Source organism: Leclercia sp. UBA7405 (genome assembly GCF_037152215.1).
Lineage (GTDB): Bacteria > Pseudomonadota > Gammaproteobacteria > Enterobacterales > Enterobacteriaceae > Enterobacter > Enterobacter pneumoniae.
In genome coordinates this window covers 629,834-651,870 of sequence record NZ_JBBCMR010000001.1, presented here as the reverse complement: position 1 = coordinate 651,870, position 22,037 = coordinate 629,834, and the positions used below count along the sequence as shown (strand labels likewise).

General features: G+C 56.2%; 23 protein-coding genes. 7 read left to right on the top strand and 16 right to left on the bottom strand.

Annotation, left to right across the window (positions count from 1 at the left end):
• Positions 1 to 73: 73 nt before the first annotated feature.
• The 13 genes from WFN75_RS03160 to gspC form a co-directional block, all read right to left on the bottom strand.
• Positions 74 to 2,752, bottom strand: a complete 2,679-nt coding sequence (locus WFN75_RS03160; protein WP_336995614.1) for a glycosyl hydrolase family 18 protein — start codon at positions 2,750 to 2,752, stop codon at positions 74 to 76.
• A 249-nt stretch (positions 2,753 to 3,001) separates the two neighbouring features.
• Positions 3,002 to 3,784 (bottom strand): prepilin peptidase, encoded by a 783-nt coding sequence (locus WFN75_RS03155; protein ID WP_336995613.1) that lies wholly within the window; start codon positions 3,782 to 3,784, stop codon positions 3,002 to 3,004.
• A complete protein-coding gene (gene gspM / locus WFN75_RS03150; protein ID WP_046886859.1) occupies positions 3,781 to 4,266 on the bottom strand; it encodes a type II secretion system protein GspM in 486 nt (161 codons plus the stop codon). Before gspM ends, WFN75_RS03155 begins: the two co-directional genes overlap by 4 nt.
• On the bottom strand, positions 4,263 to 5,408 hold the full coding sequence (gene gspL / locus WFN75_RS03145) for a type II secretion system protein GspL (RefSeq protein ID WP_336995612.1): 1,146 nt from the start codon (positions 5,406 to 5,408) through the stop codon (positions 4,263 to 4,265). The genes gspM and gspL overlap by 4 nt, the downstream gene beginning before the upstream one ends.
• Before the next feature lie 15 nt (positions 5,409 to 5,423).
• Positions 5,424 to 6,419, bottom strand: coding sequence for a type II secretion system minor pseudopilin GspK (gene gspK / locus WFN75_RS03140; RefSeq protein ID WP_336995611.1), 996 nt, complete (start codon positions 6,417 to 6,419; stop codon positions 5,424 to 5,426).
• The gene (gene gspJ, locus WFN75_RS03135) at positions 6,416 to 7,078 is read right to left on the bottom strand and encodes a type II secretion system minor pseudopilin GspJ (protein ID WP_336995610.1); all 663 of its coding nucleotides are present in this window, start codon (positions 7,076 to 7,078) and stop codon (positions 6,416 to 6,418) included. The genes gspK and gspJ overlap by 4 nt, the downstream gene beginning before the upstream one ends.
• Positions 7,075 to 7,455 carry a type II secretion system minor pseudopilin GspI gene (gene gspI, locus WFN75_RS03130; RefSeq protein ID WP_233801378.1) on the bottom strand — a complete coding sequence of 127 codons (381 nt, stop codon included), beginning with the start codon at positions 7,453 to 7,455 and terminating at the stop codon, positions 7,075 to 7,077. The genes gspJ and gspI overlap by 4 nt, the downstream gene beginning before the upstream one ends.
• Positions 7,448 to 7,933, bottom strand: coding sequence for a type II secretion system minor pseudopilin GspH (gene gspH / locus WFN75_RS03125; protein WP_336995609.1), 486 nt, complete (start codon positions 7,931 to 7,933; stop codon positions 7,448 to 7,450). Before gspH ends, gspI begins: the two co-directional genes overlap by 8 nt.
• On the bottom strand, positions 7,933 to 8,382 hold the full coding sequence (gene gspG, locus WFN75_RS03120; RefSeq protein WP_046886865.1) for a type II secretion system major pseudopilin GspG: 450 nt from the start codon (positions 8,380 to 8,382) through the stop codon (positions 7,933 to 7,935). The genes gspH and gspG overlap by 1 nt, the downstream gene beginning before the upstream one ends.
• Before the next feature lie 3 nt (positions 8,383 to 8,385).
• Positions 8,386 to 9,594, bottom strand: a complete 1,209-nt coding sequence (gene gspF / locus WFN75_RS03115; protein ID WP_336995608.1) for a type II secretion system inner membrane protein GspF — start codon at positions 9,592 to 9,594, stop codon at positions 8,386 to 8,388.
• Positions 9,594 to 11,072, bottom strand: coding sequence for a type II secretion system ATPase GspE (gspE, locus tag WFN75_RS03110; RefSeq protein ID WP_336995607.1), 1,479 nt, complete (start codon positions 11,070 to 11,072; stop codon positions 9,594 to 9,596). The genes gspF and gspE overlap by 1 nt, the downstream gene beginning before the upstream one ends.
• 8 nt (positions 11,073 to 11,080) lie before the next feature.
• On the bottom strand, positions 11,081 to 13,012 hold the full coding sequence (gene gspD / locus WFN75_RS03105) for a type II secretion system secretin GspD (RefSeq protein WP_336995606.1): 1,932 nt from the start codon (positions 13,010 to 13,012) through the stop codon (positions 11,081 to 11,083).
• 13 nt (positions 13,013 to 13,025) lie between these two features.
• Positions 13,026 to 13,799 (bottom strand): type II secretion system protein GspC, encoded by a 774-nt coding sequence (gene gspC, locus WFN75_RS03100; protein WP_249220357.1) that lies wholly within the window; start codon positions 13,797 to 13,799, stop codon positions 13,026 to 13,028.
• 255 nt (positions 13,800 to 14,054) lie between these two features.
• Between gspC and WFN75_RS03095 the strand changes: the two genes are divergently transcribed.
• Complete coding sequence (locus tag WFN75_RS03095) at positions 14,055 to 15,617, top strand: peptidoglycan-binding protein (protein WP_336995605.1); 1,563 nt, start codon at positions 14,055 to 14,057, stop codon at positions 15,615 to 15,617.
• A gap of 1 nt (position 15,618) precedes the next feature.
• Positions 15,619 to 16,140, top strand: coding sequence for a hypothetical protein (locus WFN75_RS03090; RefSeq protein ID WP_336995604.1), 522 nt, complete (start codon positions 15,619 to 15,621; stop codon positions 16,138 to 16,140).
• On the opposite strand, the gene WFN75_RS03085 is transcribed toward WFN75_RS03090, so the two are convergent.
• The 3 genes from WFN75_RS03085 to WFN75_RS03075 form a co-directional block, all read right to left on the bottom strand.
• A complete protein-coding gene (locus tag WFN75_RS03085) occupies positions 16,134 to 16,757 on the bottom strand; it encodes a helix-turn-helix domain-containing protein (protein WP_336995603.1) in 624 nt (207 codons plus the stop codon). The genes WFN75_RS03090 and WFN75_RS03085 overlap by 7 nt on opposite strands.
• 272 nt (positions 16,758 to 17,029) lie before the next feature.
• The gene (locus WFN75_RS03080; protein ID WP_336995602.1) at positions 17,030 to 17,878 is read right to left on the bottom strand and encodes an N-acetylmuramoyl-L-alanine amidase; all 849 of its coding nucleotides are present in this window, start codon (positions 17,876 to 17,878) and stop codon (positions 17,030 to 17,032) included.
• Positions 17,878 to 18,198, bottom strand: a complete 321-nt coding sequence (locus WFN75_RS03075; RefSeq protein ID WP_040078541.1) for a heavy metal-binding domain-containing protein — start codon at positions 18,196 to 18,198, stop codon at positions 17,878 to 17,880. The genes WFN75_RS03080 and WFN75_RS03075 overlap by 1 nt, the downstream gene beginning before the upstream one ends.
• 111 nt (positions 18,199 to 18,309) lie before the next feature.
• Here WFN75_RS03075 and WFN75_RS03070 point away from each other — a divergent pair, with 111 nt between their 5' ends.
• From WFN75_RS03070 to artM, 5 genes are all read left to right on the top strand, one after another.
• Positions 18,310 to 18,828: a lipoprotein gene (locus WFN75_RS03070; RefSeq protein ID WP_207293330.1), complete on the top strand. Its 519-nt coding sequence runs from the start codon at positions 18,310 to 18,312 to the stop codon at positions 18,826 to 18,828.
• A gap of 239 nt (positions 18,829 to 19,067) precedes the next feature.
• A complete protein-coding gene (artP, locus tag WFN75_RS03065; RefSeq protein WP_040076383.1) occupies positions 19,068 to 19,796 on the top strand; it encodes an arginine ABC transporter ATP-binding protein ArtP in 729 nt (242 codons plus the stop codon).
• Between the two features lie 16 nt (positions 19,797 to 19,812).
• Positions 19,813 to 20,544: an arginine ABC transporter substrate-binding protein ArtI gene (artI, locus tag WFN75_RS03060; protein WP_040076384.1), complete on the top strand. Its 732-nt coding sequence runs from the start codon at positions 19,813 to 19,815 to the stop codon at positions 20,542 to 20,544.
• Positions 20,545 to 20,550: 6 nt separating this feature from the next.
• A complete protein-coding gene (gene artQ, locus WFN75_RS03055; RefSeq protein ID WP_040076385.1) occupies positions 20,551 to 21,267 on the top strand; it encodes an arginine ABC transporter permease ArtQ in 717 nt (238 codons plus the stop codon).
• Positions 21,267 to 21,935, top strand: coding sequence for an arginine ABC transporter permease ArtM (gene artM / locus WFN75_RS03050; protein ID WP_040076386.1), 669 nt, complete (start codon positions 21,267 to 21,269; stop codon positions 21,933 to 21,935). Before artQ ends, artM begins: the two co-directional genes overlap by 1 nt.
• Positions 21,936 to 22,037 lie beyond the last annotated feature (102 nt).

The window sequence follows — 22,037 nt, the reverse complement described above, 5'->3', positions numbered from 1 at the left end:
GGTGAGATCAGTGCGCCGGGTGACATACAAAAAAACACCCCCCATCCGGGGGGTGTTGCGTGCTACAGAGAGATTAATTGCAATCTGACGCCGGACCGGTTTTCACCCAGACATCGCTGTTGCCCGGTTTATCACCGCGGGTCCACCATTTCGCACGGTATTGATTACCTTCGTACGTGGTGGTGTCGCCGCCGTTATAGACCACATCAGAGCGCCAGTTGAATTTCACCTGGCTGACCAGCTCCCAGGCCTGTGCGCCGAATCCAGGCTGATTGCCCTGCGTCCAGTACTTCGCTTTCCACACCAGGTTGTCGAAGCTGACGGTATCGCCGGCGTTATAGACTTTATTCGCTGCCCAGGCCGCATATTGGCTGGCGTTAGCATCAACGGGGGCGTCGCAGTTGCCGGTCGCTGTCCCTTCGTCTGCCGGTGTGGTTCCTTCGTCAGATGGCGTGGACTCTTCGTCCGCTGGCGCTGGCGCCGCTTTCGGGTTGACCGTCACCGGGACGTTAGACTGCACGCTGGTTTTCCCGTCAGAAACAATCACGCTCAGGGTATAGGTCGAGGCATTGCTCACTTCCGGGGCGGTGATACGCACGTTAGCGGTATCTGTTCCGGTCGCATTCATATCTGCCGGTACGCTCCAGCTGTAAGTCAGCGCATCGCCATCCGGGTCCGTCGCCTGAGCATGCAGGGAGACAGCTTCACCCGCCTCAACCGTTACCGGCTCCATCGCATTGACGATCGGCGCCTGGTTGGCTTTAGGCGCTTTATTCACCACCTGCACATCAATCGGGTTGCTCAGCCCTTTGGCGTCGGTCACGGTCAGGCGGAAGACGAAAGTCTGATCGCTGGCGACAGCCGGAAGATTGAAGTTAGCAATCGCCTGAGTGCTGTTGGCCAGGGTCACCGCCGTGCCGGATACCTGGGTCCATTTCCAGGTCAGCGCATCGCCATCCGGGTCGGAAGAGGCAGAGCCGTCCAGGGTTACGGAGGCCGGGCCTGTCACGTTCATATCTGTCGCTGACGCTACCGGCGCATGGTTAGTCACCACCGGATCCACCGGCGCAGAGCCGCCGCTTACCAGGCTTTCGTTCATGGCATTCAGGATATCGCCGTTATCAGACTCGATGGACCATGCGAACAGCCCGCCGAGGTTTTTATTCAGCACGTAGTTGCCTTTCGCTTTGACGGAGCGCGCATCGTCGTAGCTCACCAGCTCGCCGGTGGAGCGGTTAAACAGATACGGTGCCTCGGCCGCGGCGTCGTACTTATATTCCCAGCCGGGTTTGCCCAGCATATTCTTGACGATGTCGCGGTAATCGATAATCCCCGCTTCCCAGGAGCCTGCAATAGGGCCTGTTGCTGTGCCGGTGAACGGGTTATCGCCGGTGTAACCGTGCACCTCTTTCCAGCCGCGACCGTACATCGCCGCGCCGACCACGATTTTGCCTGGCTGTACGCCCTGAGCCAACATCGCATTGACCGCGTTATCGGTGGTGTAGTTGGTGTCTGGCTTCCAGGAGGCGCCATACAGTGCCGTCTGATGGCCCAGTTCAGTATTGCTCCAGCCGCCGTAGTAGTCGTAGCTCATCAGGAAGATGTGGTCGAGATACTGCTGCGCGGTGTTGTAGTCCACGTCTTCAATCTTATCGCCGCCCGCGCCGATCGCGGTGGTCAGCTCGTAAGTCCGGCCCGTTTCAGCGGACAGCTCGTTCAGCATCTGACGCAGGTCGTGCATCAGCGCGGTGTAGGTGGCTTTATCAGTCTGTGGGTTACCCAGCCCTGGGTTCTCGCCGCCGCCGCCCGGGAATTCCCAGTCGATATCGACGCCGTCGAACACTTTCCAGGTTTGCAGGAACTCTTTAACCGAGGAGACGAAGCGGGCGCGCAGTTCCGGGTTGTTCATCTGGAAGAACGGATCGGACAGCGTCCAGCCGCCTACGGAAGGCAGGATCTTTAGATCCGGATGCGCCTTTTTCATCGCCATCAGCTGGCCGTAGTTACCTTTGTAAGGCTCGTCCCAGCCGGTTACGCCCTGCTGAGGCTTCTGCAGGGCCGCCCAGGGGTCATGGATGGCCACGGTATAATCCGGGCGTCCCTGACAGGCGCGTTTCAGCGCTTCCAGCGCCCCTGACGCTTTGGCGCTGTCGTTGATGCCGTCGCCGCCACAGATAGGAATAAAGCCGTACAGGAGATGGTTGATGTTAGCCACCGGGATTTTATCGGCGGTAAAGTTACGGTCATACACGCCCCATTCCGGGAAATAGGCGCCCACCACCTTGTCGGTGTGCTGCGTGAACGTTTTATTATTTTCCAGCAGCGGCGTGTTCATTGGCAGCAGATGACTTCCGTCGGTATCAGCCACGATAATCAGCTTGCTGGCGCTGGTTGAACACCCGCTATCGTTACAGAGTTGCACCTGCTCCTGATAGCGTCCGCCTTTTTTGACCTTGAAGGACGCGTTACCTGCGGTGCTACCCGCGCCGGTCCAGACTGTCTGGCCATCAAGCAGCACTTTGGCCGAGGTAGGGGCATCGCCGCTCCAGACGGTCCATTCGACTTTAACGTCAACGCCATCTTTGTGAACTTTAATAAGGTTATTGTAATCCTGGGCCGTCTGGTCTACTTGCACCAGGGCAAATTTGTCATTGCCGGTGGTAATTGAAGGCGTACCCGGCAGCGCGGCAAATGCCGAACTGGTTGCTGCCGCAACAAAAAGGGCCAGATATTTTGGCTTAATAAACTTCATTGTTATTTCCTGATCAACTTATTTTTCAGATAGGGACAGCCCATACTTTCCATCGGGCTGAAAGCATTCATTGCAATGTGTGTAATAAAACAGAAAACCCGTTACGCGAAATTAACTGTGTTGCACGTCCTCCAAATAAAAGAGACAACCCAAACTCCTGTTAGATTGATATCTTTTGATCATACGCCGAAGGTAAATTATCTCCTTTCTTTCCTTCATCGAAAAAATCACCAAAAAAACTTGCTTCTTTTAAAGAAAGAATTGTGCGAGATAGAACGCGATCCCGGCCAAAGCTAACGCCGGGCCAAACGCAATGGCGGAATGCGTTTGGCGGTTAAAGATGAAATATCCGCTGATACCCAACAACGCCGCCACCAGCACAATAGCGGGCAAGGCTTGCCAGCCACACCAGGCGCCCAGGGCCGCCAGTAATTTAAAATCGCCGTAGCCCAGCCCTTCACGCCCGGTCGCCAGGCGAAATGCCCAGTACAGCAGCCAGAGCGACAGATAACCCGCCACCGCGCCATAGAGCGCGTCCGACAGGGGCAACTGATGATCGAGAGCGTGGCATACTAACCCGGCCCACAGCAGCGGCTGCGTCAGGCAGTCGGGCAGCAACTGATGCTCAGCGTCTATCAATGCTAACGGCAGCAGAAACGCCATCAGCAGCCAAAGAGATGCCAGGGAGAGGATATCGGCCCCCCACCCGGCGGTGAAGCCATAAAAGAGGGCGCAAAGCAGTTCCAGCAGAAACAAGCGCAAGGGGATGGCGGCCTGGCACTGGCTACAGCGCCCGCGCAGCGCCAGCCAGCTAATAAGCGGAACGTTCTCCCACGGACGAAGTGAATGCTGACATACGGCGCAGTGCGATGCCGGAAAGAGCAAATTTTTATCGTGTTCTTCCTCCATCACCATCGACGGAACACGCTCTGCAATCACCCCGAGAAAACTGCCTACAATCGCCCCCAGCACCGCGCTCATCCCGCAGAACGCCAGAGGATAACTCTGGCGTATAAGCGCGAGCCCATTCACGCGGCTTTTCGCCAGGTTAACTGAATTTCAGCCTTCACATCGCTCAGGTGATCGACCGGAGTAAGGTTCATTTTCTCCAGCCGCACGCCAGAGGTGATATTGATCTCTCGCAGCCAGTTTTTCAGCACATAAATGTTGACCCGCTCGACCACAAAAGAGAGGGTCTGCCCCTCCTGACGTATATTACTGAGGGGTAACTCGATTTCGTGGGCGCTGTTTTCAACCACGCTGCGGGGATTGTCCGTTTTAATTTGCTGGACCTGAAGATGATTAATATCGATTTCGTTACGCATCCAGTTTAATGTCTCCTTTTGTCTGTCGAGTTTTAACTGCGCGGTTTGAATAATATTATCCAGGGGAACCATTGCCATATAATAAACAGCGGCACAGCACAGCGCCGCGCCACACAGTTTTATTATCGCTTTCTCTCTGGCGCTATAATTTTGATATTTGCATGTCAATTGCGCGATGCGTTCTTTCATTTATATTTTCCGGTGATCATGGCGGTATAGGGCGCCTCCTTTGAAACAGGCTGCAGCGTAAAATCAAATTTCGCACTCGCCTGGTTCACAAAGGCCTGCAGCGCCTCGGGCGATTGCGCACTGCCGCTCAGGGTCAGGGTGTCGTGAGTGGCGTCGTACTCCAGCACATCAATACCCATCGCAGGCACCGCCTTTTTAACGGCTTCAAGGTCGTCGAGCTGGAGGAAGAAGCCCCGGCTCTGCTTTTTAAGATTCTGACCAAAATGGTATTTGATGTTGGTCTGATGGCGCAGGCTGGGGAAGTAGTGCTGATAGAGCTGCACAATATCTTCCTGCACCCGGTTCTCCTGCTGTACCAGCTTCCACGCCAGCGCGGCACGCGGCCCTAACAGAAGCGCCAGGGACAACAACCCCGCCGCGATCATCGCCGTTCTCATCCCTTTTTTGGCGGCCAGGTGACGCGGTTTCGGACTAAACGCTCCGTGGAGCAAATTGACCCGGCAGCGTTGCCACTGGGGCTGGATCAGCACCAGAGGGTGTTGCCAGGGCAGGGATCCTTGCGCCGTCAGCCCTGCAGGCAGCGCGCCATAACTGTGCAGCACGCTCTCTCCCGCGTGCTGTAACACCAGCGGTAGCAAGGCTGCGTCCAGTACCGATGCCTCGCCTGAGGGGAAACGGACCCAGTATTCGCCCTCCAGTACCGCCACCGTACTGCCTCCCGGCGTGGCCGGCAGCAGCCAGGCATCCGGCAAGACCTGAACGGGGGTAAGCCCCGCCGCGTACAACGGCGCCAGCCACTGGCGTAGCCGCGACGCATCGATGGCCACCGCATCCACCTCGCGCCCCTTTTTCCCGATCACCGTCCAGTGAAGATTGTCCACGTCGCCGATCAAGGTCTCCTCGGCCATCCAGGAGAAAGGGGCGGAGGCGTTGGCACCGATTTTTTTCGGCAGTGTAAAGTGGCGGAAAATAAACTCGCTGGCAGGCAACAACACGCAAACGCGTCCGGCGAGAGGATGATCCGCCAGCGTGCTCAGCGCCTCCGGACCATCCAGCATCTCCACCTGCTGGCTTCCGGATTCACACCACCCTATTTTTCCGCCCTCATCCCGGTCGGGACGAATAAAAAGCACCTGTTTCATAACGTTCAACTTTGGTTATTCAATCATTCGGTAACGACGCTGCCATGTCACAATCTCGCCCGCTTCAGGGTTAACCTGAAGCTGGCTCACCACTCTGAGCGTCAGGGCGTCGGTATTGCCGGTATAATTCACGCGAAAATAGCGGCTATTTACGGCGATCTGCTGGGCAACCTGCGGCAGATCGTCTTTTAACTGCGGGAAAAGTTGCTCCAGCGCCTGGCTGAAAGCTTCACCACTTTCCCACCCCGCCTCGGGACGGGCAGCGATCACCCGCGCGGCGTCATCGGCGGTTAACTTGCCGGGAAACAGTGCGGCCAGAACCGCGGCCCGATCGGGGCGGAGCGTATTCACATCCACCTTGCTGGCGCTGTCCGGCAATGCGCAAAGCAGTTTGCTCACCTTTGGCCAGGCGGCGGCAGGGAATGCTGGTAAAAGTTTGATCTCCGCAATGTTGTTCATCATCTGGTTCGCTGGCTGGCGGGCAGGTTGTAGGCCCGCCCAGGCATCGATCTCCGCCCCCCCTTTGACGGTGGTGCTGTCCCCATCGAGATAATCCATCAGTTGGGTGTAAATCTCTTCCGCCTGGTGCTGGCCGATGCCGCCGTCAGTTAGCAATTGTTCCATGCTCTGCTCAGCCCGGGATTTTTCTGGCAGTTGCCCCGCCGCCAGCGCGTCTGCGAGCAGGTTGTTGACGTTAAAACAGTCCTGCGCGTCCTCAACCTGGCCGGTGACCGTGTAATCTTCCCCCCGCGTCTGGAGCGGCTGGTGCCACTCCCCCTCGAGATCAAGCGGTTTACTTTCGCCGCTCGCATCCACCTGCAGGCGTGTTTTCACCTCTTTCTCCTGGGCCTGCATCGCCCAGCGCAGCTGCTGCTGACTCACCTGATAGTGCGTTTTTTGCAGGTTGCGGCAAAACTGCTGGCTCATTTTTGCCGCCAGCGCCGACATCATCACCAGCAGGATCAAGACCACCAGCAGGGCCACGCCTCGCTGCTTCGCTAATTGCCTCATGGCTGTGCTCCCTTGTCAGGAGAGGGCGTCGCCTCCGGAGGCGGCGGGGTTAACGATCCTGGCGCTGGTTGCTCTTGCTGTTTCGGCGCCTCTGCCACTTCCGGCCGGTCGCCCGGGGTAGTGAAAACCCAGCGCCAGCTTTCGCCATTGTTCATGGTCAGCGTCAACTCCACGCCGTCGGGCTGATGATCGCTGTCGCTCCAGCTTTTTACCCATCCGTCGCGATAAAAGCGCCACTGCAGGGATTTCACGTCGCTGACAATGGGCACCTCGTCCGGTTCGACGCCGGCCGGGCTGTCGATCGCCGGCCAGACATCGCGATACAGCCGCCCCTCTTCCAGCCGCCAGCGCACGCGCTCCAGCTGTACCGAGCCGCTCACGCCGCTCAGGGTGGTCAGCTCAAGGGCATTTTCTTCTTCCCGAAAGCGCCCCGGTTCATTGCGCGGCGCGCGCGCCTGCAGCTGGAAGAAGTCACGCTCCAGCAGGCTCCAGGCACGCTGTAGCTGGTTCAGTTTTGCCGCGCTGGCATCGGTGGCCGAGCTGGTGCGCATCGCCCCGTCCAGAATCTGCCAGGCGAGCGTGCTGATCACCGCAAAGATCGTTAGCGCAATCATGATCTCCAGCAGCGTAAAGCCGCGCTGGCGCTGCATAGGTTTCACTTCAGCTCTCCTGGAGGAATGATGTGCAGGGCAATCACCGGCTGGCTTTCGTCGCCCTCCGCATATACGCGAATGTCACTGGCCCAGCCCGCTTTCGCCGTTTTGACCCGCTGTTTGCGCCAGGTCCAGCTGCGGCCCCCCATGATCTCGCTGCCCTGCGCTTCGGCGTCAGGAAACGCGGTTTTCTCCAGCTGCGCTTCCGCCAGCTGGTTTTCCGCTACCCAACTGGCCTGCAGCGTATCGGCCAGGCCATGGGTAAAGCGCACGTTCAGGGTGACAGAGTTCATCAGCGCCAGCGCGGCCGTGGAGAAGATCACCAGCGCGACCATCACCTCCAGCAGGGTCATCCCCTGCTGCTTTGCTGTACCGTTACTCATCGTTTTCAACCGATACCGGGGCAGCGCCCTGCGATACCACCCGGAACGCGTGCGTTTTATCTTCGCTTTGCAGCGCCAGCGTGAAGCGGCTGATTTCACCGTCCGGCAGAAAGACAATCTGCGGCTCGGCGTCCGTGGTGGCGGCCAGCCGCTGGGGGGAGAGCGAGACGTGCATCGCTGGCGAAAATTCGCCCTGAGTCGTAATACGGCCCGCGGATAAGGGCGCCCACAGGCGTTCGCCATTTTTATCTTCGAGCGTGACCAGCTGATATTTCTCGGCGGTAATAACTAACCCAACGATATTTCCGTCCATCACTGCGCGATCCGATCCATAATCAACAACGGCTTTTAATTGCTGGCCAAATATATCGGCGCCGCTGCGTGACGGTATTGTTGATACCACCATCATGGCGCAGCTGGCGAATATCACCAGCGCCAGAATAATTTCCAGCAACGTAAAGCCGCGTTGGTTTTTCATTATTTCTCTTTTTTATCGAGAGACCAGTTGGTGATGTCATCGGCGGTATTCGCTTCGCCATCCGGTCCTGCCGAAAAGAGATCGATCGCGCCGTGTTCCCCGGGGCTTACCATCAGATAATCACTGCCCCAGGGGTCCTGCGGCAGACGGCGGATATAGCCCCCCGCGCGGTAGCCGTTTGGAATTGGCGCAATTTCAGGTTTGGTAACCAGCGCCTGCAGACCCTGTTCTGTGGTGGGGTAGCGGTGGTTATCCAGCTTATACATATCCAGCGAGCCTTCGAGGGCGACAATATCGCTGGTTGCCTTTTGCGCGTCGGCTTTTTCTTTATTCCCCATTAAATTGGGCACCACCATACTCGCCAGTACGCCGAGAATAACAATTACCACCATTAATTCGAGCAACGTGAAGCCCGCCTGGCGAGCCAGGTTTTTACGTTTCATAGCCATTTATTAACCTACCATGTTATTAAGTTGCAGAAGCGGTTGTAATATTGACAGCACAATGAATAAAACAATGGTCGCCATACTCACCACCAGCGCCGGTTCAAATACCGACAGCGTTAAGGTAATTCGGTGCTGTAAGGCCGACTCCTGATTTTCTGCCGCGCGATCCATTAAGTTGCCTAATTCCCCGCTCTCTTCGCCGGAGGCGATCATATAAAGCATGGTGGGCGGAAATAATTTCGCCTGTTCCAGGGCGGCATAGAGGGTTGCCCCCTGCCGTACGGTATCGGCCGCCTGCTCAAGCACCCGACGCGCGTAGAGGTTTTCGATACCGTCCATCGCAATGTACATCCCCTCCAGCAGCGGCACGCTACTGGCCTGCAGGATACTCAGCGTGCGGATATAGCGGGCGCTGTTGATGGCGCACACCAGCTTTTTAATCGGCGAGCGATTTACCAGCCAGCTGTGGTAGCGAAAGCGATTTTTACTGTTGCGAACCCAGCTCTTAAAGCCGATTACCCCCCCGCCGAGCGCGCCCGCTATGTAGATTCCCCAGGCCTGCAGAAAATCGCTGACCGCAATCAATGTACGGGTCGTAAGCGGCAACTGCTGCTTCATATGGGTAAACTGTTCAATCACCTGCGGCACCACCGCCACCAGCAGAATGCTGATTACCGCGACAGCCACCACCGTCAGGGTGATGGGGTAGACCATCGCCTGCGTCAGCTTGCTCTTCATCTTCTGGCGCTGCTCGTTATATTCCGCCAGCTTTTCCAGCACATCCCCCAGATGGCCCGTCTTTTCACCGGCCATCACCAGGGTGCAGTAGAGCTTGTCGAAGGTGCGCGGAAACTGGCTAAAGGCGTCGAAGAGGGTATGCCCCTCCACCACCTTCTCGCGGATCTCTACCACCATCGACGCCAGCTTTTTATCTTCCGTCTGTTTCGAAATGGCCTTCAGCGCACTCTCCAGCGGCAGCGCGGCGTTCACCAGCGTAGAGAGCTGGCGGGTAAACATCGACAGCACCGGCGTAGAGAGTTTTGCCCCGGTCTTTGCTTTCCCACTGGCGGCGGTTTGATGCGTTTCGCTGATGCTCACGGGCAGCAACTTTTGTTCCCGCAGCCACTGGCGAACCTGCTTTTGCCCCTCGGCCTGCATCGTACCGCGCTGGGTTTTGCCCGCCGCGTTGGTCGCCGTCCAGGCGTAGAAAGCCATTATTCGTCCCCTCCACGTTCGGCGGTGACGCGCATGACCTCTTCCAGCGAGGTAATGCCGCTTATCACCTTCAGCAAGCCGTTTTCACGCAGGCTATACGCCTCTTTAAACAGCTGGGTTTCGAGGGACATTTCATCTTTATCTTCGTGGATAGCCCGGCGCATGGCGGTGTCCACCACCAGGAATTCATGGACCCCCGCCCGCCCCTGATAGCCGCTCTGGCGGCAATGTTCACAGCCTACCGCGCGATAAATTGCCCTGGGCGGCGTCGCCATAAAGCTGAACAGCGCCTTTTCATTGGCATCCAGCGGGCTGGTGGTCCGGCAGTGGGTACAGAGCCGCCGCACCAGACGCTGGGCAATGACCCCGAGCAACGATGAGCCAATCAAAAAGGATTCCAGCCCCATATCACGCAGACGCGTAATGGCGCCTGCCGCGCTGTTGGTATGCAGCGTCGACATCACCAGGTGACCGGTGAGGGAGGCCTGTACCGCAATTTGCGCGGTTTCGCCGTCGCGAATTTCCCCGATCATCACCACGTCCGGGTCCTGACGCAGGATCGCACGTAGGCCGCGGGCAAAGGTCATCTCCACGCGCGGGTTCACCTGCGTCTGCCCTACCCCTTCCAGCTCATATTCGATCGGATCTTCGACGGTCAGAATATTGCGTTCGTGGCCGTTCAGCGCCGACAGGATGGCGTACAGGGTGGTGCTTTTCCCGGAGCCTGTCGGCCCGGTGACCAGGATAATGCCGTGCGGGCGGTCAATCAGCCCCTTTAACTTTTCCAGCTCCTCATCAATCAGCCCGAGCTTGTTGATATCCGGCTTCAGGTTGCTTTTATCCAGCAAGCGCATCACCACCCGCTCGCCGTACTGTGACGGAATGGTCGAGACACGCACGTCAATCGCCTTACGGCCAATGCGCAGGGAGATACGGCCATCCTGCGGCAGGCGTTTCTCCGCAATATCCAGTTTGGACATGACTTTAATTCGCGACACCAGCAGGGGCGCAAGCTTGCGCGCCGGTTGCAACACCGGGCGCAGTACGCCGTCCACGCGAAAGCGGATGCTCAGCGTACGTTCAAAAGTTTCGATATGAATATCCGAGGCGCCCTCTTTCACCGCCTCGCCGAGAATGGCGTTGATCAGGCGGATCACCGGCGAGTTTTCGTCGTTATCCAGCAGATCCTCGTTGTCGGGGATCTCCTCGGTTAAGGCCATCAGATCGATGTCGGCGTCCATATCGTCAACCAGCTGCTGCGAGACGCCGCTGCTCTGCTGCCAGATTTTAGCCAGCAGCTCTTCAAAGGCCTCAGCCGTCAGGATGGCGGGATCGTAAGCGCGCCCGAGTACCCGGCGCATCTCCAGCAGCGCAAAGGCCGGGGCATCGTCACGGATATACACCTCATCCTGGTAATAGAGCACGCCGTTCTCTTTTGCGTAGCTGCTGCTGCAGAGAAATTGGGTCAATTCGTTCACGTTGCCCCTCACTCTTTAAAGGGGTTATGTGACGTGGCGGCGTTAGTGCTGCCTGGGGCCGCGCTTGCGGCAGACGCAGACGGGTATGCTGGCATCACCGGATTATCCACGTTAGAGACGATCCCCAGCTTTTTCTCTTCCATCCGCTGCTGCTGACGGGCGCGGATCTGGTCGTATTTCTCCTTCGATGCGGCGCTGTAGTTATCGTCGTCGCGCAGCACGGTAGTATGGATAAATACCATCAGATTGCGCTTCGACGTATCTTCCGAGGTGTAGCGGAACAGCTGGCCCACCAGCGGAATATCCCCCAGCAGCGGCACCTTAGAGACGGTCTCTTTGGTGACATTCTCCATCAGGCCGCCGAGTACCACCGTCTGCCCACTGTGCACCATCACTTCGTTATTGATGGTTCGGGTGTTGAAGGTGGGGCCAAGGCTGGCGTCTTCGGTAGAGTTGGCATCTACGCTGGAGACTTCCTGCTCAATCTTCAGATGGATCATGTCGCCATCGTTAATCTGCGGCACAATTTTCAGCTTGGTGCCCACCGTTTTACGCTCGACGGAGTTAAAGACGTTGTCGCCGCTGGTGGTCTGGGAACCGGCCAGTACCGGCACATCCTGACCCACGTTGAACGAGGCCTCTTTGTTATCCAGCGTCACCACGCTCGGCGTGGAGAGGATGTCGTTTTTGGAGCCGGTGGAGAGAGCCGTCATCAGGGCGCCGAAATCACCGTTAAAGAAGCCGGTCGCCAGTCCGGTGAAGGAGGCCCCCTTCATCGTGCCGCTCTTGATCTGGCTGATAGGCAGCCCGGTCGAACCAAACTGTACGCCACCATGCTTGCCGGTCCATTGCACGCCGAGATCCAGACCGTTTCCGTCCTGAACTTCGGCAATGATGGCCTCCACCAGCACCTGCGGTCTGCGGATATCGAGCTTATCGATGACCTTCTCAAGAGAATTCATAACGTTAGGCTGGGCGGTGATCACCAGCGAGTTTGTCGCTTCGTCTGCGGTGATATTCAGCTCGTTAGCGCTGCTGGTGGTTTTCACTTTCGCCGTACTGGCTTTGTCTTTCAGCTGCTCGCCAATGCCGGTCAAAACTGGCACCACCTTCGCGGCGTTGGCATATTTCAGATAGAAGACGCGGGTGTTGCCCTCGTTATTCTGCTCACGATCCAGCTGCCCCACCAGCGCACGGGTGCGCGCCCGCGCATCTTCCGACCCGCTGATCACCAGACTGTTGGTCTCATCATCGGCCACCACTTTGGTGGCGAGCTGCGGCGCGTTCTGCCCTTTTTGCTCTTCGTTATTGAGGTTGTTCAACATATCCGATAGCTCCCTGGCAGAGGCATACCGCAGCGGCACAATTTCGCGGCGCTGCACGCCCTCTTTATCCACGCGCTGCACCAGGTCCACCAGCCGATTGACCACCGAGGCTCTTCCGGTCAGCAGCAGCACGTTAGAGGGTTCGAAATGCACCACGTTGCCGACGCCGGTGGCATCGTTCAGCTGGCGCAACAGCGGCGCCAGTTCGCGAACCGGGACATTCTCCATGCGCACAACGCGGGTGATGATCTCATCCCCCTTGCCGGGGTTTTTGCTGTCCGCCAGCGGCGCACCTGCGGTACGGGCAACGTTTGAACGCACCACTTTCACCATCCCGTTGTCCATAGGAATCACCGACAGACCGTAGAGATCCAGCACGCTCAGGAAGAACTGGTAATACTCGTCTTCCGTCAGCACGTTATAGGTGCGAACTGACACCGTACCCTGCACGGACGGATCGACCAGAATCGTTTTATTCAGATTACGGCTGACCGTATCGATAAATTCGCGAATATCGGTATTTTTAAAACTGGCACTAAAATTAGCGGCCAGCAACGAACCGGAATAGAGTGACGCGACGGTCAATGCAATACACGCCCAGGGAAATTTCTTCATCTCTTTACACTTGTTAATTGTTTATAACATTAACCCGAATATTTTCGAGGTGAGCGTGACGTTTAACCACCACGTTGGCCTCTCTTAATTTCGACCAGCTGGCGAGCATATTTTTCGCCTGTTCTTCTTTCGTCATATCAACGGAATTGATTTTTACGACCACATCCCCTTTTTGCAGCCCCACGTCGTGGAACCAGCTGGAGGCATTTCTGGGCTTTATTTGATAGCCTTCGAGTTGGCCGTGGTCGATATAGGGTTTCAGAACCAGAACATCGTTCAGATGGATATTCTCCAGCCCGGCATCGGTAGCCGGACGAGGCAGCGGCTTCGTGCCTGTCTCCCCTTTAAAGTAGTCGGGGCGCTTGAGAGCCAGCTTCTGCTCAACCCCCTGATAACTGACGACTATGTTGTCGGTATTGATCTCTTCAATCCACGCGTCGTTAACCCCCACCAGGCTCTCCCCCTCCCGATAACTCTGGACGCCGGAAGGGGTTTTCACCATGGCAAACGACAGCCAGGACTCATCGCTACTGATGATGCCTTCGACTTCCACGTTTAAGGGTTGTTTGACGATCGCCTGCTCAGCCCGCTGCTGCACGGCCGGCTGAAAGAGGGTAAATACGCTACGCTGGACCGGAGAAGAGACGGGCGTTTGTTCCGCTTCACTCATGTTATCGCTGGCCTTTTTGTAGTTTTTAAGCACGACATAACCCTGGTGCCCGCTAAATAGCAGCACCATAAACATGATGACGGGGGTGAAGAGTCCGGAAAAACGCTGCATCCTCATTTTTAACGGGCCTTTTAATATGCAGAAAAATAACAGCATGCCGCTGTACCAATGGCGGCAATAGTAAATATCGCTTGCGCGTACCTCCACCGGGTTCGCTATTAACTTTAATTGAGAAATCTGTTGACCCGAAAATAGCCAGATGTTAGCGACAAAGCGTGGTTATTTTTCTCCGCTGAATATTTTGCTTACGTCCGCCCCCTGCCTTATTTTCAGCCGCTATTCCTTATTAATGCCATTATTCGGTGAGTCGTTATGTATCTGAGTCATTTCAAATTCACGTGCCAGCCATTCCGGACGGTGACCCGCGCGCCAGGTGAGTTCCTGGTGCCCTATCACCAGGATGTGTTTGGTTTGCTGGATGAGAAAAGCTGCGCGCCCGGCGTGGTGGGACTCTTTTCTGACGACGATACGCTGCTGGGCGCCTTTATTGCCGAGCTGCAGCTGCAGAAGAGAGCGATGGTGACCCTCGACGCCTTTCCAAAGCTGAACGCCAGTGCGCTTCTCTATAAGCTAAACCCGAAGGCAAAAGAGGACAAAAATCGCCTGCAGGCTATCGATGCCATTCTGAGCCTGTGGCTCGACACCTTCCCCGCCTGCGGCAAAAAGGGCATGGTGCTGGCCATCAGCGCCGTACAGGCCCTGCGTGAAGGCGGCTGGGAGGTTCTGGGCATGTTGCTGACCCGAGCCCAGGAGAGAGCCTTCCCACTGAGCATTGTTATCACCGGTACGCCCGAGCAAGAGGCGCGGGCGCGCCAGGCGTCAGCTCTGGGATCGCGTCTGCATACCTGTTATACGCTGCGTCCTCTCACCTGCCGCGAATTCATCGGCTATGTGCAGGCCCAAGTAACGCATCATGGGGCTGAGACCTCGCCTTTTGTTCCCGCCCGGATCCGCCGTATGCACGCCCTGACCGAAGGATCCGTTGGCAAACTGAATGCCCTGGCGCAGCTGGCGTTGCTCGCCAGCTGGACAGAGCGCGCTCCGCAGGTGGGTGCACGCCACCTGCGCCTGGCCGCGGGGGAATTGCTGCCGCGCCAGCGCAATACCCGGCGTAACGCAATGGTGGGGCTGTTTGCCTCCGTGCTGTTCGCCGCCTGCGGCTGGCATTTTACCGCCGCCATTCACGCGAAGCTCCCGCTTCAGCTGTCGGTGCCTGCACGCTGGACTCTGCATACCCCTGCCCCGGTCGCGCCGGCGCTGCCTGATATTAATAATGAAGTGGTGAATCAGCCGGATGCCCTGCACCAGCTCTATACCGTCTGGGGGTATGACGCATCCACGGAGGAGAATCGCTGCGAAAGCGCAGGCCGCGTCAATCTGGCCTGTAAACAGGGCCACGCCACGCTCGCTGACCTTGAAAAAGAGGGCTATCCCTGGATCGGCGAGCTGAACAGCGGCAACCATATGAACTATGCGGTCGTGGTCCGGGCCGGGAAAGATTCCCTCGATCTGCTGATGAATAACCGCACCTGGCAAGTCAGCCGCAGCTGGTATACGCAGCATGCCACCGGGAACTATACCCTGCTGCATCGCCTGACGCCGGAGGGCAAAGAGCGTATCGGCGCCAGCAGCGATTCGCAGGAGATGCGCTGGCTTGATGACCAGCTCAGCGAAGCGCTGCATGAGCCGAAAACCCATGCCACAACCTGGACCGCTGCGCTGGCAGCGCGTACTCGCGCATTCCAGAGCCAGACGGCGCTGCGTGTGGATGGCCTCGCCGGCGAACAAACGTTGATGGCGTTAATGCGCGTGAATAACAGTACCCCGGCGATCCTGACGCCGGTCAGCACCGCGTCAGTACAAGGAAAACGGTAAGATGTCCACGATTTGTCTGGCTGCCCAGCGCAGCTATTACACCCAGGAACCGGTTTACTTCTCCTGGCGACTGCCTTCTCCCCGGCAGGTCTTCACCCGCCTGATGGGCGGTGCATTCTGGCTCTGCGCGCTGGTCATCGCCGGGCTTTATGCGCATATGTTCTGGCAGGCTCGCCATCCGGCCCCGGCGCCAAAACCGGCGAAGGTGGTTCAGCCCGAGGCCCGCCCTTCGGCGATGCACTATGTATACATATCGAAGCCCTTCCCGGAACCGAAACCCGTGACCTTGCCGCCGCTGCAAATGGCGTCGCCCGTTGTCGATAACGAGGCCAACTGGCAGCAGGCGCCCGACGGCGATCTTTCAACCCAACCGTTACCGGGAGCAGAAGAAGAGAGTAATGATACGTCGTTAAAAGAACGCTTTATGGTGGCTTTGAAAGAGCAAGAACAGGACTATGCACAAGGCAAGGTTCCCTCACCACCCGATGAAAGCAGTGATGAGGTCACGAAGGAGACTCAATAGCGCTCCGGCAAAGAGTTTAAAGAGACTAATTTGCCTTTTTCAACCACGATATAGTGACCTTTTTTCAGGTCGGAGAGAATTTTAATGATGGTACTGCGGGCGAGGTTGGTATATTCCTGAATATAATCGTAGATATTAATATCACGATTATGGTTAGCCATCAGCTCATGGATCTCGAGTAAAAATTCACGCACAACAGAATAAGCGCTGCGGGCGATGAGAATATCGTCACGTTTACCCATGGCACAAATATACCAGGAAAGGACTTTGGTTAATTGCGGCCAGAGATTCTTTTCGGTGATAAGCTGAATAAAGTCCTCTTTTTTAATTGAACAAATCACGGCATTGGTTCGTGCGATGGCATAGGTATGCTCACTGTCATAAAACATAGCGCTAATGCCCAGAATAAGCTGTTTCCTGATGGTAAACATGCTCAGATCGTCCGAGGTGCGGCGTAATTCAATTTCACCGCTGTGCAGCACATGGACGTAGTCCGAGCCGTAGAGAGGAATTTTCTGCCACTTTTTTATATTACGCTCAGGAAAAGACGCTGTTGCAGACACAATAGCATCGACCTCAGGCTGAGGACGCAAATTACTTGCATAGATACTTAACATTTTTTTGTCTCTAAGGTATTTGAAGTTTTCAATAGCCCACAAAAATAAAATCATTGTGGGTTCAGATAAATTTAACCTGAATTAAATGATAAGTGTCATCCTGACGGAAAATGAAAATAATTAATTTTCTTCTGGCATTGCTTAGCAAGCTATGCAGTCATATTAAACCTGGTGATTTTTAAGTCAATTAACTAAAAATGAATCCACAATTCACTTAAGATGAATCTTAAATAAAATAAACGAATCATGCTGTTTGGGGTAATACCAAAGTATTACCCCTGTCCGTATTTCTCCAGCAATGCTTCGGCAATAGCCATGGTTTCGCGGTCGGCGAAGCCGTTCCACAGCCGGGGGCGGAAGTGCATCTGAAAGGCCATAATCACCCGCTTCTGCTGCGCCGGCGTGCCGTTAACGGCATTTTCGTAGCCGTAGCGGGCCAGCAGATCGAGAAGCTGCCTTGCCTGCACGGGTTCATGAGGGGAATGCCCGTTCAGATAAAACGCTACCCGGTGAGCATCCGGCCAGGCACCAATTCCCTGCGCAGCCAACGCCTGCCAGGGAAAGAGCGGCCCCGGATCGACCTTTCGCTGCGGGGCGATATCCGAATGCGCCACCACGTTCTGCGGTTTGATGTCATAGCGGGCGATAATGGCTTTCGCCAGCGGAATCAGGGCGGCGATCTGCGTAGGCTCAAACGGAGTGAAGAACTTTTCGCCGCCGCTTTTCTGCCAGCCGCGGTTTTCCAGCTCGATGCCAATAGAGGTGTCGTTAATGCGCGTGGCCCCGCGCCAGAAACTGACCCCCGCATGCCATGCGAGATCGCGCTCGGGTACCAGCTGGGAGATACGCGGTTTGCCGTTATGCAGGGTGGGGATAGCCGGAATTAAGTAGTGCGAGCTGACGTCTTTGCCGGTAAGCGTGGTGAGCGAGCGGTCAAAATCGTCGGCGGTATAGTGGATCACCAGCACCTTGATACGGGGATAAGCCGCCTGGGCCTGGCGGCTGACGTCCAGCTCATAGGCGCCTTTATCGACGATAACCTGCCCGGCGTCCTTCTTCTCTTTACTGCTGCATCCTGCCAGCAGTAAAGCCAGCACGCCGAGTGCAATTGCGCGCCGCATCAGCGGGTTTTCACCGCGGTGCCGCTCACGCTCACCATCAGCATGCTGCTGTCTTTACCGACGGTTTCGTAATCGATGTCGATGCCCACCACCGCATCGGCCCCCAGCGCCTTCGCCTGCTCGCCCAGCTCTTTAAACGCAATTTCCCGCGCTTTGCGGAGCTCTGACTCATAAGCGCCCGAGCGACCGCCGACGATATCGCGAATGCCGGCAAAAAAGTCGCGAAATATATTCGCGCCAAGAATAGCTTCGCCGGTTACCACGCCGCAGTACTCGGTGATCGGCTGTCCTTCCAGGGTTGGGGTCGTTGAATATTTCATCAGTTTCATCCTCGTCGCATTCTGTGCCTAAGCGTATAAGATCAAAACCATTATCGGATCGTTACGCTATCATTGAAAGGTGAGTTAATTATTAGCCAAAAGGAAATGAACATGCGCTACTCCGCTATGACGCTTTTAGTGCCGTGCGCGCTGCTGCTCAGCGCCTGCACCACGCCGGTAACACCGGCTTTCAAGGATATTGGCACCCGCAGCGGCCCCTGCATTGAAGGCGGCCCGGATGCCGTCGCTCAACAATTTTATGACACCCGCATCTCGACCCGCCGTAACGATGTTACCGCCCTTCGCCCATATCTGAGCGATCGGCTGGCGCAACAGTTGAACGAGGCCAGCCGTGACCCGCAGCACAGCGCGCTGCTGAAATCCGATCCGTTCTCCAGCCAGAGCACCCTGCCGGATAGCGCCGTGGTGGAAAGCGCGTCGACCATTCCGAATACTGACGCGCGCAATATTCCGCTGCGGGTGAAACTGACGCAGGGTAGCCAGACCTGGCAGGATGAAGTGCTGATGATCCGCGAGGGTCAGTGCTGGGCCGTTGATGATGTGCGCTATCTGGGCGGCAGCGTCCACGCCTCTGCCGGTACGCTACGCCAGTCCATCGAAAACCGCTAATAAAGCAGGTTATCCGCGCCCCGGGAAAGCGTTAACCCCCGTAAAATGTCTGGCATTTCATCTGGAATGCCGACATTTATTCTCACCCCCCTGACCTCTCGCTATTTTGTGCTATGTTTACTACTGAATACGGTTTATATTTAACTTTTAACGCATAAATATTGCATAACTATTCTGTCAACGGTACTATCTGCGGCCTCAATTGCTATAGATTGCCTGGATGAGTAAAGACTGCCCCGATGAGTATTCAACTAAATGGCATTAACTGCTTTTACGGCGCACACCAGGCGCTGTTCGATATCACGCTGAACTGTCCAGAAGGCGAAACGCTGGTTCTGCTTGGCCCAAGCGGCGCGGGTAAAAGCTCGCTGCTTCGCGTGCTGAATCTGCTTGAAATGCCACGTTCAGGCACCCTGGATATTGCCGGCAATCACTTTGATTTCGCGAAGGCACCGTCGGACAAAGCGATCCGCGATTTACGTCAAAATGTCGGCATGGTCTTCCAGCAATATAATCTTTGGCCGCACCTCACCGTACAGCAAAACCTGATTGAAGCCCCCTGCCGCGTGCTGGGCCTGACCAAAGAGCAGGCGTTAGCCCGTGCAGAAAAACTCCTCGAGCGCCTGCGCCTGAAGCCTTACAGCGATCGCTATCCGCTGCACCTTTCGGGTGGCCAGCAGCAGCGTGTGGCCATTGCGCGCGCGCTGATGATGGAGCCTCAGGTGCTGCTGTTTGATGAGCCGACCGCCGCGCTGGATCCGGAAATCACCGCCCAGATTGTGAGCATCATCCGTGAACTGGCGGAAACCAATATTACTCAGGTGATCGTGACGCACGAAGTGGAAGTGGCGCGTAAAACCGCCAGCCGCGTGGTCTATATGGAAAACGGTCACATCGTCGAGCAAGGGGATGCGCGCTGCTTTGCCGAGCCGCAGACCGACGCCTTCAGAAACTACCTGTCTCACTAACATCGAGAGAACGATAATGAAAAAACTAGTGATTGCCGCCCTGCTTGCAAGCGTAAGCCTCTCCGCTGCCGCGGCTCAGACCATTCGTTTTGCGACAGAAGCCTCTTACCCTCCGTTTGAAGCGGTAGATGCGAACAACAAGATTGTTGGCTTTGACGTAGACTTGGCCAATGCGCTGTGTAAAGAGATGGACGCGACCTGTACTTTCACGAACCAGGCATTCGACAGCCTGATCCCGAGCCTGAAATTCCGCCGCATTGATGCGGTCATGGCGGGGATGGATATCACCCCTGAGCGCGAAAAACAGGTTCTGTTCTCTACCCCATATTATGATAACGCCGCGCTGTTTATTGGTCAGAAGGGAAAATACACCTCTGTTGATCAGCTGAAAGGCAAGAAAGTGGGCGTACAGAACGGCACCACGCACCAGAAATATATCACTGACAAACACCCGGAAATCACCACCGTGGCGTACGACAGCTACCAGAACGCCAAACTGGATCTGCAGAATGGGCGTATTGATGCCGTCTTCGGTGATAACGCTGTCGTGACCGAGTGGCTGAAAACGAACGATAAGCTGGCGGCGGTTGGCGAGAACGTGACCGACAAAGCCTACTTCGGTACCGGTCTGGGTATCGCGGTACGTCAGGGCAACACCGAGCTGCAGCAGAAATTTAATACTGCGCTGGAAAAAGTGAAGAAAGATGGCACGTACGATACCATCTACAAAAAATGGTTCCAGAAGTAAGATCTGATGAACGAAATGTTTCCATTAGCAAGCGCCGCCGGGATGACCGTCGGCCTTGCCGTTTGTGCGCTGCTCATCGGCCTGGTGCTGGCGATGATCTTTGCGGTATGGGAGTCAGCGAAATGGCGCCCCGTCGCATGGATTGGCTCCGGGCTGGTGACCGTACTGCGCGGTCTGCCAGAGATTCTGGTGGTGCTGTTTATCTACTTTGGCTCGTCGCAGCTGCTGTTAACGCTGTCTGACGGCTTTACCCTCAATCTGGGGATCGTCGAGATCCCGATTCAGATGCAGATTGAGAACTTCGACGTCAGCCCGTTCCTCTGCGGTGTGATTGCCCTCTCCCTGCTCTACTCCGCCTACGCTTCGCAGACTCTGCGCGGTGCGCTGAAAGCGGTGCCTCAGGGGCAGTGGGAATCCGGCCAGGCGCTGGGGATGTCGAAAACCGCCATCTTCTTCCGTCTGGTAATGCCGCAGATGTGGCGCCATGCGCTCCCTGGGCTGGGTAACCAGTGGCTGGTGCTGTTAAAGGACACCGCACTGGTCAGCCTGATCAGCGTTAACGACCTGATGTTGCAAACCAAAAGCATCGCCACCCGCACCCAGGAGCCTTTTACCTGGTATATCGTGGCGGCGGCCATCTACCTGGTGATCACGTTGCTGAGTCAGTACATCCTGAAGCGTATTGACCTGCGTGCAACGCGTTTTGAACGGAGACCAGGCTGATGCTGGATTACTTACCCGAGCTGATGAAAGGGCTGCACACCAGCCTGACCTTAACGGTCGCTTCCATTATTGTGGCGCTGATCCTGGCGCTGATTTTCACCATCGTCCTGACGTTAAAAACGCCGGTGCTGGTGTGGATTGTGCGCGGCTATATTACGTTGTTTACCGGTACGCCGCTGCTGGTACAGATCTTCCTGATTTACTACGGCCCGGGCCAGTTCCCGACGCTGCAGGAGTATCCGGTTATCTGGCATCTGCTCTCTGAGCCGTGGCTCTGTGCGCTGATTGCGCTGTCGCTGAATAGCGCCGCCTATACCACCCAGCTGTTTTACGGGGCGATTCGCGCCATTCCGGAAGGCCAGTGGCAATCTTGCGGTGCGCTGGGGATGAGCAAAAAAGACACCCTGGCAATCTTGCTGCCGTACGCCTTTAAGCGCGCCCTCTCCTCCTATTCCAACGAAGTGGTGCTGGTCTTTAAGAGTACTTCTCTGGCCTACACCATTACCCTGATGGAAGTGATGGGGCACGGGCAGCTGCTCTATGGCCGTACTTATGACGTGATGGTGTTTGGCGCAGCCGGACTCATCTACCTGGTTGTGAACGGCCTGCTGACGCTGATGATGCGCCTGATTGAACGTAAAGCGCTGGCGTTCGAACACCGCAACTGAGTGCATAACGCAAAGTAACAAAGACGGGCAAGTCTCATCGCTGCCCGTCTTTTTTTATTCCCCAAGAAATATTTAATCATTTTTATTGAATATAAATTCATT

What these genes read in the sequence shown, in the direction of transcription:
- WFN75_RS03160 (WP_336995614.1), bottom strand. Translation starts at nt 2,752, where the DNA reads ATGAAGTTTATTAAGCCAAAATATCTGGCCCTTTTTGTTGCGGCAGCA.
- gspM (WP_046886859.1), bottom strand. Translation starts at nt 4,266, where the DNA reads ATGAAAGAACGCATCGCGCAATTGACATGCAAATATCAAAATTATAGC.
- gspL (WP_336995612.1), bottom strand. Translation starts at nt 5,408, where the DNA reads ATGAAACAGGTGCTTTTTATTCGTCCCGACCGGGATGAGGGCGGAAAA.
- gspK (WP_336995611.1), bottom strand. Translation starts at nt 6,419, where the DNA reads ATGAGGCAATTAGCGAAGCAGCGAGGCGTGGCCCTGCTGGTGGTCTTG.
- gspI (WP_233801378.1), bottom strand. Translation starts at nt 7,455, where the DNA reads ATGAGTAACGGTACAGCAAAGCAGCAGGGGATGACCCTGCTGGAGGTG.
- gspH (WP_336995609.1), bottom strand. Translation starts at nt 7,933, where the DNA reads ATGAAAAACCAACGCGGCTTTACGTTGCTGGAAATTATTCTGGCGCTG.
- gspG (WP_046886865.1), bottom strand. Translation starts at nt 8,382, where the DNA reads ATGGCTATGAAACGTAAAAACCTGGCTCGCCAGGCGGGCTTCACGTTG.
- gspF (WP_336995608.1), bottom strand. Translation starts at nt 9,594, where the DNA reads ATGGCTTTCTACGCCTGGACGGCGACCAACGCGGCGGGCAAAACCCAG.
- gspD (WP_336995606.1), bottom strand. Translation starts at nt 13,012, where the DNA reads ATGAAGAAATTTCCCTGGGCGTGTATTGCATTGACCGTCGCGTCACTC.
- gspC (WP_249220357.1), bottom strand. Translation starts at nt 13,799, where the DNA reads ATGAGGATGCAGCGTTTTTCCGGACTCTTCACCCCCGTCATCATGTTT.
- WFN75_RS03095 (WP_336995605.1), top strand. Translation starts at nt 14,055, where the DNA reads ATGTATCTGAGTCATTTCAAATTCACGTGCCAGCCATTCCGGACGGTG.
- WFN75_RS03090 (WP_336995604.1), top strand. Translation starts at nt 15,619, where the DNA reads ATGTCCACGATTTGTCTGGCTGCCCAGCGCAGCTATTACACCCAGGAA.
- WFN75_RS03085 (WP_336995603.1), bottom strand. Translation starts at nt 16,757, where the DNA reads ATGTTAAGTATCTATGCAAGTAATTTGCGTCCTCAGCCTGAGGTCGAT.
- WFN75_RS03080 (WP_336995602.1), bottom strand. Translation starts at nt 17,878, where the DNA reads ATGCGGCGCGCAATTGCACTCGGCGTGCTGGCTTTACTGCTGGCAGGA.
- WFN75_RS03075 (WP_040078541.1), bottom strand. Translation starts at nt 18,198, where the DNA reads ATGAAATATTCAACGACCCCAACCCTGGAAGGACAGCCGATCACCGAG.
- WFN75_RS03070 (WP_207293330.1), top strand. Translation starts at nt 18,310, where the DNA reads ATGCGCTACTCCGCTATGACGCTTTTAGTGCCGTGCGCGCTGCTGCTC.
- artP (WP_040076383.1), top strand. Translation starts at nt 19,068, where the DNA reads ATGAGTATTCAACTAAATGGCATTAACTGCTTTTACGGCGCACACCAG.
- artI (WP_040076384.1), top strand. Translation starts at nt 19,813, where the DNA reads ATGAAAAAACTAGTGATTGCCGCCCTGCTTGCAAGCGTAAGCCTCTCC.
- artQ (WP_040076385.1), top strand. Translation starts at nt 20,551, where the DNA reads ATGAACGAAATGTTTCCATTAGCAAGCGCCGCCGGGATGACCGTCGGC.
- artM (WP_040076386.1), top strand. Translation starts at nt 21,267, where the DNA reads ATGCTGGATTACTTACCCGAGCTGATGAAAGGGCTGCACACCAGCCTG.